Origin of the sequence: Kribbella rubisoli, assembly GCF_004217145.1 — a bacterium.
GTDB classification, from domain to species: domain Bacteria; phylum Actinomycetota; class Actinomycetes; order Propionibacteriales; family Kribbellaceae; genus Kribbella; species Kribbella rubisoli.
Map to the genome: position 1 here is coordinate 345,648 of NZ_SHKR01000014.1, position 12,990 is coordinate 358,637.

Here is a 12,990-nt window from a genome sequence, read left to right on the forward strand (position 1 = left end):
GGAGCGGCCGCGCTCGCCCCGCGATCCGTTATCTTTATGTAATGAACGCAACCCGCCCGGCGCCGGGATCGCAGGCTTCGCTCCGCGAAGCCAACCGTGCGCGCGTTCTCGGGGTCGTCCGGCAGCACGGCCCGCTCACCCAGGTCGAGATCGCCGCCGCGTCCGGCCTGTCCGCGGCCACCGTGTCGAACATGGTCAAGGAGCTGGACCAGGCCGGCATGGTCGGCCTGTCCCGCAGCATCCGCAACGGCCGCCGCGCCGTACTCGTCTCGCTCGCATCCGGCGGCGGTCTGCTCGCCGGTGTCGCGTTCGGCGAGCGTGACGTCCGGGTCGCGATCGCCGACGAGTCCCGCGAGATCCTCGCCCACCAACTGATGCCGCTGCAGGCCGACCACGTCGCCGACGACGGCATGGAGCGCGCCGCCCGGCTGCTCGCCGATCTGGCCGAGACGGTCAGCTCCGGCGTCGAGAACATCTCCGCGATCGGGTTCGGGCTGCCGATGCCGGTCGACTCGGTCAGCGGCGAGGCCGGCTCCGACGCCGTACTGCCCGGCTGGCGCGGCGTGAACGTGACCGAGGCGATGGCCGCTCACCTCCGCGCCCCGGTCGCCCTCGACAACACCGCAAACCTTGCTGCGCTGGGCGAATTGCGGGCCGGCGCGCTCCGCGGCGTACGGAACGGCTGCTATCTGAAGTTCTCGTACGGCGTCGGGGCGGGGATCGTGATCAACGGCGACGTGTTCCGCGGCTCAGCCGGTACGGCGGGCGAGATCGGGCACGTCACGATCGACGAGAACGGGCCGATCTGCCGGTGCGGCAACCGCGGCTGCCTGGACACGTTCGTCGGCTCGCGGGCGCTGATCAACAGCCTGGCCGCCTCGCACGGACCACTGCGGTTGAAGGACATCGTGATCCGCGCCCTCGGCGGAGACGTCGGCTGCCGTCGCGTGATCGAGGACGCCGGCCGCCGGGTCGGCGTGGCGGTGGCCGGCGTGGTGAACCTGCTCAACCCTGAGGTTGTCGTCGTCGGCGGCCTGATGGCCGAAGCCGGCGAACTCATCCTCGCCCCGCTGCGTGAAGCGCTGGACCGTTGCGCGATCCCGAGCGCCGCCGCGACCGTCGAACTCCGCCCGGCCGAGCTCGGCGACGAGGCCGACATCGTCGGTGCCATCCACCGAGCGTCGGTGCTGAGTCACACCAATATCTCCATTTCTTGAATTCAAGTCTTGACGCCAAGACTCAGGGGGGCTTGACTTCGGGCAGGCCAACCGGGCCGTCTCGTCAAGGAGCCGCCATATGTCCTTCTCAGCAACTCGTCTCGTCGGGCTCGGCATCGCCGTCTCGGCCCTGGCCGTCTCCCTGGTGGCCTGCGGCTCCGACAACGACTCCGGCAGCGGCTCAGGCGGCGCGAAGAAGATCGCGCTGTTGCTGCCCGAGTCCAAGACCACCCGGTACGAGGCGCTCGACCGTCCGCTGTTCACCGAAGCCCTCAAGGCTGCCTGCGGCAACTGCGAGCTGATCTACAGCAACGCGGACCAGGACGCGTCGAAGCAGCAACAGCAGGCCGAGGCCGCGCTGACCCAGGGTGCGAACGTGCTCGTCCTCGACCCGGTCGACGGCAAGGCGGCCGCCGCCGTCGTCAGCTCCGCGAAGGGGCAGAACGTTCCGGTGGTCGCGTACGACCGGTTCATCGAGAACGCCAACTACTACGTCTCGTTCGAGAACGAAGCCGTCGGCAAGCTCCAGGCGCAGACCCTGGTCGACGACCTGAAGGCGGCCGGTAAGACGTCGGGCAACATCGCAATGATCAACGGCTCGCCGACCGACCCGAACGCGGCCGACTTCAAGAAGGGCGCGCATAGCGTGCTCGACTCGAGCGGGTTCAAGATCGCCGCCGAGTTCGACACCCCGGACTGGAGTCCGGACAAGGCGCAGGCCTGGATGGAAGGCCAGCTGAGCGCGATCAAGAACGGACTGGTCGGCGTGTACGCCGCCAACGACGGCACCGCCGGCGGTGCGATCGCAGCGCTCAAGGGCGGTGGCGTGACGCCGCTGCCACCGGTGACCGGTCAGGACTCGGAGCTGGCCGCGATCCAGCGGATCGTCGCCGGCGACCAGGCGATGACGATCTACAAGGCGGTCAAGCCGCAGGCCGAGGCCGCCGCCAAGGGTGCGGTGGCGCTGGCGAACGGCGGCAAGCCCGAGTCGACCACCGACAAGAACGGGGTGCCGTCGACGATCCTCGACCCGGTCGCGGTGACGAAGGCCAACATCAAGGACACCGTGATCAAGGACAACATCTACAAGGTCAGCGACATCTGCACCGCGTCGTTCGCCGCCGCCTGCGCCGCGGCCGGCCTGTCCAGCAACTAGTCGGAACCGGCCCGCCCTCGGCGTAGCCCCCCGCAGTGAGGTGCGGGGGGCTACGCCGGACCTCTCCCCAACCGCGCCCCGGCGAGGATCATGGCGTGAAATAAGTCCTGGAGGCTGATCTCGTGACACTTCCCTCGGCTACCCCGGCTCCTCCCGACGTCGGCGCCGGTACCGTGCTGACGCTGCAGGGGATCTCCAAGCGGTTCGGCGCCGTACAGGCCCTGAAGAACATCGAGCTGGAGGTCCGGGCCGGCGAAGTCCTGGCGCTGGTCGGCGACAACGGCGCCGGCAAGTCGACGCTGGTGAAGACCATCGCCGGCGTCTACACCGCTGACGACGGGACCATGGTGTTCGACGGCCGCGCCGTACGCGTCGGCAGCCCGGCCGAGGCGCAGCAGCTCGGGATCGCCACCGTGTTCCAGGACCTGGCGCTGTGCGACAACCTCGACGTCGTCGCGAACCTGTACCTCGGCCGCGAGCTCCGCAAGGGCCGCGTCCTCGACGAGGTCGAGATGGAACGCCAGTCGTGGGAGCTGCTCCGGCAGCTGTCCGCGAAGATCCCGTCGGTCCGGATCCCGGTCGCCAGCCTGTCCGGCGGTCAGCGCCAGACCGTCGCGATCGCCCGCAGCCTGCTCGGCCGGCCCAAGGTCGTGATGCTGGACGAACCGACCGCGGCCCTCGGCGTCGCTCAGACCGCCGAGGTCCTCAACCTGGTCGAGCGGCTGCGCGAACGCGGCCTGGCCGTGATCCTGATCAGCCACAACATGGCCGACGTGATGGCGGTGGCCGACCGGGTCGCCGTACTTCGTCTCGGCCGCAACAACGGCGTCTTCGTGGTCAGCGAGACCAGGACGCAAGACATCATCGCCGCCATCACCGGCGCCACTGACAACGCGGTCTCGGAGCGTGCAGCGCGCCGAAGCCGGGAGGAGGGTCCCGCATCATGAGCCTGCACGGATCGGGCACCCGTCCCCAGGACACCACCAGCACGCCGGCCACACCCGAAGCGAACGGGATCGAACAGCTACCCGCCGACCTGCAGGACGAACGGCTGATCGCGACCAGCGGGATCAGCGGCGCCGTCTCCGCCTTCACCGCCCGGTTGCGCTCCGGCGACCTGGGCTCAGTCCCGGTGGTGATCGGTCTGGTGATCATCTGGGCGGTCTTCCAGATCGCGAACGGGTCGTTCCTGTCGAGCCGCAACCTGGTGAACCTGACGCTGCAGACCACCTCGGTCGGAGTGATTGCCCTCGGCATCGTCCTGGTCCTGCTGCTCGGTGAGATCGACCTGTCGGTCGGGTCGGTCAGCGGTCTGTCCGGGGCGGTTCTCGGCGTCACCTTCGTCAACAAGGGCTGGCCGCTGGTGCTCTCGCTGGTCGTCGGCGTCGCCCTCGGCCTGGTCATCGGCTTGTTCTACGGCGCGCTCTACACGCGCTTCGGCGTACCGAGCTTCGTGATCACGCTGGCCGGCCTGCTCGGCTTCCTCGGCCTGCAGTTGCTGGTGCTGGGGAAGGAAGGTTCGCTGAACCTCCCGTACGACTCGGCGCTGGTCGGTTTCGCGACCCGGAGCTTCCTCTCCCCCGCGATCGCCTACGCGCTGATCGCCGTCGTCGTCGCGGCGTACGTGCTGACCCGTCTCCGCACCCGGGGCGCCCGGGCCGCGGCGGGTCTATCAACGGCTCCGACGTCGATGATCGTGATCAAGGCCGCCGCGATGGCTGTCGTGCTGCTGGTGGCAGTGCTGATCCTGAACGGCGACCGCGGTGTCTCGTCGATGTTCCTGCTGTTCCTCGCGCTGGTGGTCGCGACGGATCTCGCGGTACGGCGTACCCGCTGGGGCCGCTCGGTCGTCGCGGTCGGCGGCAATGTAGAAGCCGCCCGGCGGGCCGGTATCAACGTGCGGATGATCTACCTGTCCGTGTTCGCGGCCTGCTCGACGTTCGCCGCCATCGGCGGTCTGCTGGCCGCGGCCCGGCTGGTCGCGGTGAATCAGAGCAGCGGCGGCGGTGACACCAACCTGAACGCGATCGCGGCGGCCGTCATCGGCGGCACCAGCCTGTTCGGTGGCCGCGGTTCGGCGTACTCCGCACTGCTCGGCGCGCTGGTGATCATGTCGATCTCCAACGGCCTCGCGCTGCTGAGCCTGGACTCGAGCGTCCGCTACATGGTGACCGCCGGCGTACTGCTGATCGCCGTCACCATCGACTCCCTCAGCCGCCGGAGCCGCCAGGCCCACGGCCGCGCCTGAGCACACCACGGGCCGGGAGGACGGCCCGGTACGACCCTTGTGCGAGCTAACGTCCTGGACGGGCTAGTTGCCTTTGGCATCTAATTTGACCAGGATCGAAAGGCTTGACAGCAGATGAAGTGGAAGGTTATTGCGGCCGGTGTGACCACGGCCGCGCTGGCGGTCGGTGGCGTGCTGGTCGCCAACAGCGCAGGCGCTGCACAGAACACGGCTACGGCCACGTCGTACCGGACCCAGCTGATCGAGATGCGGACCTCGGGCAGTAAGGGGTACTTCTACACGGCGAGCCAGGCCGAATACCTGAGTTCGCAGAAGCTCGGCTTCAAGTTCACCGGCCAGGTACCGGGATACGTCGCGAACACGGCGATCCGCGGGACCGTGCCGGTGTACCGGCTGCGGATGAAGTCGGGATCGTCGTACCTGCTGTCGATCTCCACCGCCGAGCGCATCAAGCTGGCCGCGTCCGGCCAGTGGGTCTACGAGGGCGTCGTCGGCCGGATCCCGGTGGCCGCCGCGTCGGACCGGGTCGCGGTCTACCGGGTCTCGAAGAACGGCCTCGGCTGGCGGGTACTGCGGTCCGCGACGGCGGCCTCGTACGTCAAGGCGGGCTGGCACATGGACGGCTTCATGGGCTACGTCTGGACCCACAAGTAAGCCAACAAGTACGTCAGCCAGCACGCACGAGAAAGCCCCCGTCGCCGTTGACGAGGGCTTTCTCCGTTGGTTACGCGGTGGCGGCGGTCAGGTCGACCTTGGGCTCCGCGAAGTGGCAGGCGGCCGTGTGGCCCGGGGAGGACTGCGGCTTGATCTCCAGCAGGGGCTCCTGGGTCGCGCAGATGTCCTCCGCCTTCCAGCAGCGGGTCCGGAACCGGCAGCCGCTCGGCGGGTCGATCGGCGAAGGTACGTCGCCGACCAGGCGGATCCGCTCCTTCGGCGGCACCCCGCGGATCGTGCCGAGGTCCGGCGCCGCCGACAGCAGCGCCTGCGTGTACGGGTGCTGCGGGGCGTTGTAGATCTGGTCCCGCGAGCCCTGCTCGACGATCTTGCCGAGGTACATCACCGCGACCTCGTCACAGAAGTGCCGGACCACGCCGAGGTCGTGCGCGATGAACACGAACGCGATCCCGAGATCGCGGCGCAGGTCCTCGAGCAGGTTCATCACCTGGGCCTGGATCGACACGTCCAGTGCGGACACCGGCTCGTCGGCGATGATCACCTCGGGCTCCACCGCGAGCGCCCGGGCAATGCCGATGCGCTGCCGCTGGCCGCCGGAGAACTCGTTCGGGTACCGGTTGTGGTGCTCCGGGTTCAGACCGACCCGCTCCAGCAGCTCCTGGACCCGGGCAAGCTCCTTGCCCTTCTTGACCAGGTTGTGCACGCGCAGCGGCGTACTGATGATGTTGCTGACCGTCTGGCGCGGGTTCAGCGAGCTGTACGGGTCCTGGAACACGATCTGCAACTGCCGGCGGAACGGGCGCAGTTCCCGCTCCTTCAGCTGCGCGATGTCGGTGCCCTTGAACAGGATCTGGCCGGCCGTCGGGGTCAGCAGCCGGGTGATCATCCGGCCGGTGGTCGACTTGCCGCAACCGGACTCACCGACCAGACCCAGGCTGCCGCTCTGCTTCAGATCGAAGCTGACGCCGTCGACGGCCTGCACGACCTTCTTGGTCCGGCCGAGACCCGCCGCTTCCTTGATCGGGAAGTGCATCTTCAGGTCGCGGACCTGCAGCAACGTTTCGCTCATATCTCCTCAGTCCCCTCGTCAGCCCAGTCTCGGCGCGACCTCGGCCTCGTAGATCGAGGCCTTGTCGTGCAGGTGACAACGGGAAGTGTGGGCACCGGCGCCGTCCACCGGCAGCAGCTCCGGCAGTTGGGTGGTGCAAAGCTCGCCCTTGACGCGCTCGACGTACGGGCACCGCGCGGCGAACGAACATCCGTCCGGCAGGTTCAGCAGCGACGGCGGCAGGCCCTTGATCGGGCGCAGCCGCTCGCTCGCGGCCGACACGGTCGGGATCGACTCGAGCAGACCCCAGGTGTACGGCATCCGCGGGTTCGCCAGTACGTCGGCGGCGGTGCCGTACTCGACGCAGCGCCCGGCGTACATCACCAGGACGTCGTCGGCCATCTCGGCCACCACGCCGAGGTCGTGCGTGATCAGCACGATCGCGGAGCCGAACTCCTTCTGCAGGTTGTTCAGCAGGTCCAGGATCTGCGCCTGCACGGTCACGTCCAGCGCGGTGGTCGGCTCGTCGGCGATCACCAGCTTCGGGTCGTTGATCAGGCTCATCGCGATCATCGCGCGCTGCCGCATACCGCCGGAGAACTCGTGCGGGTACTGCGCGAAGCGCCGCGGCGGGTTCGGGATGCCGACCAGTTCGAGCATCTCCAGCGCCCGCTTCTTGGCGACGTCCTTGGAGACCTTGTGGTGCACGCGGTACGCCTCGGTCAGCTGGTTGCCGATCGTGTACAGCGGGTGCAGCGAGGACTGCGGGTCCTGGAACACCATCGACACCGCGTCGCCGCGGATCTTCATCAGGTCGTTCTCGGACAGGCCGATGAGTTCGTCACCGCCGAGCCGGATCGACCCGCTGATCCGGGTCCGCTTGCGGTCGTGCAGGCCCATCACGGCCATACTCGACACCGACTTGCCGGAGCCGGACTCGCCGACGATCGCCAGCGTGCGGCCGAGCGGGACCGAGTAGCTCAGCCCGTTCACCGCGCTGACCAGACCGTCGGCGGTCGGGAACTTCACACTCAGGTCCTCGACCACCAGGTACGGCGTCTCGCCGCTGGGGTTGACCAAACCGTCGCGACGCTCACGGGTGGCGACCGACGGGCCACGCTTGGCCGCCGCGGCGGCGGCCGGCGGTGTGGCTGCGCTCTCGGCCATGCTGTCCTTCCGGTCTTCGGGAGCCCTGTCCTGGGGCGCTGGGTTGCTCACGAGAGCCTCACCCGCGGGTCGATCAGGCTGTAGCCGATGTCCACCAGCAGGTTCATCACGACGATGATGACGGAGGCGACCAGCACGGTGCCCATGATCACCGGCAGGTCGTAGCTGTTCAAACTGTCGAGCACGAGGACGCCGAGACCGGGGAGGTCGAAGATCCGTTCGGTGAAGATCGCGCCGCCGAGGCTGCCGGCGACATCCAGACCGAAGATCGTCACGACCGGGATCAACCCGGAGCGCAGCGCGTGCTTGTAGGTGACCACGCGGTCGGACAGGCCTTTGGCCCGCGCGGTACGGATGAAGTCTTCGCTCAGCGTCTCGACCATGGAGCCGCGTGAGTACCGCGCGTACGCGGTGCAGTTGTAGATGCCGAGCACCAGCCAGGGTGTCAGCAGACCGGCTGCCCATTTCGCCGGATTCTCCGAGATCGGTGTCCATTCACCGCGTGGAAGAATCGGATAGAGCACGGTCAGGTAGAGGGCGACCATCAGGGCGACGATGTAGTACGGCACCGAACTGACCACCAGCGTGCTGGTCATCAGTGCCCGGTCGCCCAGGGTCCCGCGTCTCTTCGCCGCCATGGACCCGACGAACACACCTATCGTCAGCACCAGGACGGCGTACCCGAGCACGAGTGAGACCGTCACCGGGAACCGGGTCTTGATCATCTCGGTGACCGGGCGGTCGTTCTTGAACGAGAAGCCGAGACACGGCGCAGCGCAGTGCTGCGTCACGCCCGACGTGGTGAAGTCGCGGCCGGTGAAGATTCCCGCCGTGTACTCCGCGAACTGCTGCACCTTCGGCCGGTCGAGATGCAGGTTCTGCCTGATCTCGTTGTAGCGCTGCTGGGTGCACTGGCGCTCGCCGCAGATCGCACCGGCCGGATCGGTCGGCGCGACGAAGAACAACGCGAAGGTCGCGATGAGCGTTGCCAACACGACACTGAGCGCGCTGACCAGTCGGCGCGCCACGAAATAGAGCACGGGATTGTCTCCTCACCGATCGATGTGGTGCCCGGACGGTGGTCCGGGCACCACATCACCGTTCAATGACTGACTACTACTTCAGAACGGACTTGGATCAGGGCTGCTTCAGGAACATCGAGGTGAACTCGGGCATACCCTGTGTCGGGTCGTTGATCGCGTGCCCGATGTTCTTACCGATCGGCGAGTTGGTCGAGCTGTAGTACAGCGGCAGGACGGGGAGGTACTTCTCCAGGATGTCCTTGTCGACGTTCTTCCATTCCTTCAGCTGCTCGTCCGGCGTCTTGGCCGTGACCGCGTCGATCTCGGCGTCGAGGGCCTTGTCCTGCAGCTGACCGACGCTGTTGCCGAGCGCGATCGCGTCGGACTTGAACAGCACCGGGAACCAGCTGGTGCCGCTCGGCCAGTCGGAGCACCAACCGGTCGGGGTCTTGCCGATGTTGACCGGAGCGTTCTGGTCACCGGTGAACGTACGGATCTTGGCCTTCGGGACGCCGATGGCGCGGACCTTGAAGCCGGCCTTCTCGAACATCTGCTTGCGCAGCTGCGTCGTCTGGGTCGAGATCTTGTCGTCGATCGAGTAGTACCAGCTGAGCTCGAAGTTCGACTTGCCGATCTTCGCCAGCTCGGACTTGACCTCGGCGGCCACCGCGTCGTCCTCGGCACCCTTACCGGTACCGGTCAGACCCGGGAGCTCGTACTTGTCGAAGCCCGGGACAGCCGGCGGCAGGATCGTCGAGGCCGGCGGGTCGTCGGTCGGGTTCAGACCGGCAACCTTGCGCCACGCGTCGTACGGGTGCGCCTTGGCGATCAGCTTGCGGACGTCCAACGGAATCTTCCGGGTGTCCATGGTGTACATGATCGTGCACGGCGACTGACCCTTGACGAGCTGCGACTGGTCCTTGACCTCAGGCAGCAGCGAGACGTCCAGGTTCGAGTAGTTCAGCGCGTCGGCGTCCGGACCGGAGCTGGCCAGCACCTGACGCTGGGCCTTGATCAGGTCCTGGCTGAACTTGAAGTCCCAGCCGTCGACGTACTGGTGCCGCACCGGGTCGGTGTTCGGGTCCCAGCTCGGGTTCTTCGTGAGCTTGAGCTCGGTACCCGGGGTGTAGGACTGGACCTGGTACGGACCGGTCACCATCGGGTGCTGCTCGTAGTTCTTCTGGGTGTCCTTGGCCTGCGGGATCGGCGCGAACATCGGGAACGCGACGTAGTACGGCAGGTCGTCGAACTTCTTCGCCAGGTGAATCACCAGCGTGTTGTCGTCCGGCGTCTCGACACCCTTGTAGTCGGCGCCGTTCGGGCCGTACGGGCCCTTGTACTTGTCGCCGTCCAGGAAGAACTGCAGCTGGTACGTCGGTCCGGCGTCGTACAGGTCGTGCGCGAAGGACCGCTTGATCGCGTACGCGTAGTCGGCAGCCTTGACCGGCGTGCCGTCCTGGTACTTGATGCCCTGCTTCAGCTTGAACGTCCAGGTCAGGCCGTCCGCGGACTTCGTGCCGAGGTCCTCGGCCAGGTCCGGAACCAGGACCGGCTTGTGGTCCGGGCCGTCCAGGCGGTACTGCGTCAGCGCGCGGTAGAACAGCTTGCCGATCTGGTTGCCGTCGACGTAGTAGATGTTCGTCGGGTCGAAGGTGTCCGGCGTCACGTCGCTGAGGACGGTGATCGTGCCGCCCTTCTTCGCTCCGTCGACGTCAGCGGCAGGGCCCTTCGCAGTGGGGTCCGTGGCCTTGACCTGAGCGCCCCCCGTGCTGTTGGTGTCACCTTTGCTACCGCTGTTCGAGGACGGGCTGCCACAGGCCACGGCGGCCAGCATGACCGTCGCCGCAACCGCGGTTATCCGTTTCCACTGCATGGTCGGGTTTCTCCTTTTCTGCCGCTGGGGCAATCGCCGAACTACCGGCGAGTCTTGGGGTCGAAGGCGTCCCGGATCGCGTCTCCGAGCAGCGCGAGAGCGAGCACCAGAGCGGTGATCCCGATCACAGGCAGCCAGAGGTACATCGGGTCGGCCTTGAACCAGTTTGTGGCGACGGAGATCGTCTGACCCCACGAGGGGATCGGTTCGACCAGTCCGACACCGAGGAAGGAAAGTCCAGCCTCCGCGGTCACGTAGGCGGGCAGCGCCAGCGAGGCCGAGATGACGATCGGGGCGACCAGGTTGGGCAGCAGTTCCTTGAACAGGACCTGCCGGGTCGGTACGCCGATCGCCTTGGCGGCGAGCACGAACTCACGCTCGCGCAGCGAAAGCACCTCGCCCCGGATGATCCGGGCCAAGCCTGCCCAGCCGAAGAACGAGAGGCGAAAATCAATACATAGAAGCGGATCGACGCCTGTTCCTGCGGCGTCAGGTTGAACGAACCGCCGCGCATCGACTCGACGATCGGCACCAGCGCGATCGCGAAGAGCAGGTACGGCAGGCTCAGCACGAAGTCGATCAGCCAGGAGATCACGCGGTCGACCCAGCCGCCGAGGAAGCCGGCCAGCAGACCCATCACGACGCCGATCACGGTGCCGACGACGGTGGCCAGGAACGCGATGATCAGCGACGGGCGGGCGCCGAACACCCAGCGGGCGAAGTTGTCCCGGCCGGTCTTCGGCTCGACGCCGAACCAGTGCGAGCCGTTGATCCCGATCGTCGGGTACCCGTACTCGTCGATCAGGTCGGTGTGGAAGGTGCTGTAGTCCTGGCCCTCGAGCTTGGCCAGCAGCGGAGCGAAGATCGCGATCAGGATGAAGAACAATACGATCGACGCGCAGATCACCGCAACCCGGTCCTTGCGCAACCGGTCGAACGCGATCCGGCTCGGCGACTTCCCGTGCGGGGTGGCCGCGGTGCGCACCGGCTCTGCCGACGCCGGGTGGTCCTCGATCCCTACGGTCGAGTCGGGCGACCCAATACTCATTCGCACTCCGTCAGTCAGTCGGCCGGATTTCGGTCCGCAGATCCGGCACTTATCGGTGGATAGCGTGCCGAGCCTTTGCTCTGTGGAGGCTCGCGTCAAATCCCCTTGACAGAGCCGATTCCCCACAACCGCGGGCTAGCCTGCCTGACACTGTGACACCAAACCAGCGGTGCCCGGCACCAGTGCACAAATCGTTACCGGAACGGGTACTGGAACGGAACATTTGCCCCGAATCGTCACTGTTCGCAGTCAATTCTTCGCAAAACGCGTCGGCACAGCACCGACAGTGGCCAATTTGTGCCACGATATTACAGAACGTGACCAAAATGGCCTTACCGGACGTGGACGGTGACGAACGGCGGTTTGACGACGTCGAACAGCTCCTGCCGGCCCCGGATGTCAACCGATACCTGGTCGCCTTCCTTTACCGTCGCGTCCAGCAGTGCCAGCGCGACGCCCTTCTTCAAGGTCGGCGAGAACGTCCCGGACGTGACTTCACCGAGCGCTGTTCCGGATTCGCCCAGAACGGACATATGCGGCCGCGGAATACCCCTGCCGGCCGCCCGGAGACCACGCAGGATCTTCGCCGGTCCGGCCTCCTTCTCCGCGCGCAGAGCCTGGTCGCCCCAGAAGTGCTCCTTCTTCCAGCCGACAGCCCATCCGGAGCGTGCCTGGACGGGCGTGATGTCCGGCGTGATGTCCTGGCCGTGCAGCGGGTATCCCATCTCGGTCCGCAGCGTGTCGCGGGCGCCGAGCCCGGCCGGCACGATGTTGTGCGGCTTCCCGGCCTCCAGCAGTGCGTCGAACACCGCCACAGCGGCAGCGTTCGGTACGACGAGCTCATAGCCGCGCTCGCCCGTATAACCAGTGCGGCACACGACAACCGGCGTACCGCCGAAGTCTGCTGTGGCGAACGCCATGTAGTTCAAAGGCTCCACCGCGTCGTGTCCGGTCGGAAGGCCGATCGCGGCGACGACCTCGTCGCTGTTCGCGCCCTGGATGGCGAGGATCGCGTAGTCGTCGTGGACGTTCGCCACCTCGACGCCGTCGGGGGCATCGGCCTGCAGCAGACGGACGACCTCGGCGGTGTTGGCGGCGTTCGGGATCAGGAACACGTCGTCGTCGGCGTGCAGGTACGCGATCAGGTCGTCGACCACTCCCCCGCGCGCGTTGCAGCACAGTGTGTACTGCGCCTGGCCCGGCGCGATCTTGCCCAGATCGTTGGTCAGGCACGCGTTCACGTACGCCGCGGCGCCCGGGCCCTTCACGGTCGCCTTGCCCAGGTGGCTCACGTCGAAGACGCCGACCGACGTACGGACCGCAGTATGTTCGGCTACCACCCCGCTGTACTCCAGAGGCATCTCCCAGCCGCCGAACTCGGCGAACTTGGCGCCGAGCGCGACATGGCGCTCGTGCAGCGGGGACTTCTTCAAATCGGTCGACTCGGTCATGGAGGGGAAACTACCGGACGCGTAGCATGCTCAGGCAGCTTGCACGTACCGTGACGACCGGCCATCTGCCAGCCGGTCAAGGAGG

General features: G+C 67.1%; 11 protein-coding genes and 1 pseudogene. 5 read left to right on the forward strand and 7 right to left on the reverse strand.

Going from position 1 to position 12,990, the window contains the following annotated elements:
* The first annotated feature begins 41 nt into the window (after positions 1-41).
* The 5 genes from EV645_RS27215 to EV645_RS27235 all read left to right on the forward strand — a co-directional run bounded on the left by EV645_RS27215 (position 42) and on the right by EV645_RS27235 (position 5,275).
* Positions 42-1,217: an ROK family transcriptional regulator gene (locus tag EV645_RS27215; protein ID WP_130446853.1), complete on the forward strand. Its 1,176-nt coding sequence runs from the start codon at positions 42-44 to the stop codon at positions 1,215-1,217.
* A 79-nt stretch (positions 1,218-1,296) separates the two neighbouring features.
* Positions 1,297-2,373, forward strand: a complete 1,077-nt coding sequence (locus EV645_RS27220) for an ABC transporter substrate-binding protein (RefSeq protein WP_130446854.1) — start codon at positions 1,297-1,299, stop codon at positions 2,371-2,373.
* Between the two features lie 122 nt (positions 2,374-2,495).
* Positions 2,496-3,320 (forward strand): ATP-binding cassette domain-containing protein, encoded by an 825-nt coding sequence (locus tag EV645_RS27225; protein ID WP_242000692.1) that lies wholly within the window; start codon positions 2,496-2,498, stop codon positions 3,318-3,320.
* Positions 3,317-4,621 (forward strand): sugar ABC transporter permease, encoded by a 1,305-nt coding sequence (locus EV645_RS27230; RefSeq protein ID WP_198681881.1) that lies wholly within the window; start codon positions 3,317-3,319, stop codon positions 4,619-4,621. Before EV645_RS27225 ends, EV645_RS27230 begins: the two co-directional genes overlap by 4 nt.
* A 114-nt stretch (positions 4,622-4,735) precedes the next feature.
* Positions 4,736-5,275, forward strand: coding sequence for a hypothetical protein (locus EV645_RS27235; RefSeq protein WP_130446855.1), 540 nt, complete (start codon positions 4,736-4,738; stop codon positions 5,273-5,275).
* Between the two features lie 70 nt (positions 5,276-5,345).
* On the opposite strand, the gene EV645_RS27240 is transcribed toward EV645_RS27235, so the two are convergent.
* The 7 genes and pseudogenes from EV645_RS27240 to gcvT form a co-directional block, all read right to left on the reverse strand.
* Positions 5,346-6,365 (reverse strand): ABC transporter ATP-binding protein, encoded by a 1,020-nt coding sequence (locus EV645_RS27240; RefSeq protein ID WP_130446856.1) that lies wholly within the window; start codon positions 6,363-6,365, stop codon positions 5,346-5,348.
* 18 nt (positions 6,366-6,383) lie between these two features.
* Complete coding sequence (locus EV645_RS27245) at positions 6,384-7,511, reverse strand: ABC transporter ATP-binding protein (protein ID WP_242000693.1); 1,128 nt, start codon at positions 7,509-7,511, stop codon at positions 6,384-6,386.
* Positions 7,512-7,558: 47 nt separating this feature from the next.
* Entirely contained in the window at positions 7,559-8,551 is a 993-nt protein-coding gene (locus EV645_RS27250) for an ABC transporter permease (RefSeq protein ID WP_130446858.1), read from the reverse strand.
* Positions 8,552-8,648: 97 nt separating this feature from the next.
* Positions 8,649-10,406, reverse strand: coding sequence for an ABC transporter substrate-binding protein (locus EV645_RS27255; protein WP_130446859.1), 1,758 nt, complete (start codon positions 10,404-10,406; stop codon positions 8,649-8,651).
* 41 nt (positions 10,407-10,447) lie between these two features.
* Positions 10,448-10,801: an ABC transporter permease gene (locus EV645_RS42865; RefSeq protein WP_242000694.1), complete on the reverse strand. Its 354-nt coding sequence runs from the start codon at positions 10,799-10,801 to the stop codon at positions 10,448-10,450.
* A gap of 491 nt (positions 10,802-11,292) precedes the next feature.
* A pseudogene (locus tag EV645_RS42870) lies at positions 11,293-11,454 on the reverse strand (ABC transporter permease); the annotation flags it as partial.
* Between the two features lie 332 nt (positions 11,455-11,786).
* Positions 11,787-12,905: a glycine cleavage system aminomethyltransferase GcvT gene (gene gcvT, locus EV645_RS27265; protein ID WP_130446860.1), complete on the reverse strand. Its 1,119-nt coding sequence runs from the start codon at positions 12,903-12,905 to the stop codon at positions 11,787-11,789.
* Positions 12,906-12,990 lie beyond the last annotated feature (85 nt).

Coding starts and splice junctions, on each gene's coding strand:
- EV645_RS27215 (WP_130446853.1), top strand. CDS start 42: ATGAACGCAACCCGCCCGGCGCCGGGATCGCAGGCTTCGCTCCGCGAA.
- EV645_RS27235 (WP_130446855.1), top strand. CDS start 4,736: ATGAAGTGGAAGGTTATTGCGGCCGGTGTGACCACGGCCGCGCTGGCG.
- EV645_RS27230 (WP_198681881.1), top strand. CDS start 3,317: ATGAGCCTGCACGGATCGGGCACCCGTCCCCAGGACACCACCAGCACG.
- EV645_RS27255 (WP_130446859.1), bottom strand. CDS start 10,406: ATGCAGTGGAAACGGATAACCGCGGTTGCGGCGACGGTCATGCTGGCC.
- gcvT (WP_130446860.1), bottom strand. CDS start 12,905: ATGACCGAGTCGACCGATTTGAAGAAGTCCCCGCTGCACGAGCGCCAT.
- EV645_RS27240 (WP_130446856.1), bottom strand. CDS start 6,365: ATGAGCGAAACGTTGCTGCAGGTCCGCGACCTGAAGATGCACTTCCCG.
- EV645_RS27245 (WP_242000693.1), bottom strand. CDS start 7,511: ATGGCCGAGAGCGCAGCCACACCGCCGGCCGCCGCCGCGGCGGCCAAG.
- EV645_RS27220 (WP_130446854.1), top strand. CDS start 1,297: ATGTCCTTCTCAGCAACTCGTCTCGTCGGGCTCGGCATCGCCGTCTCG.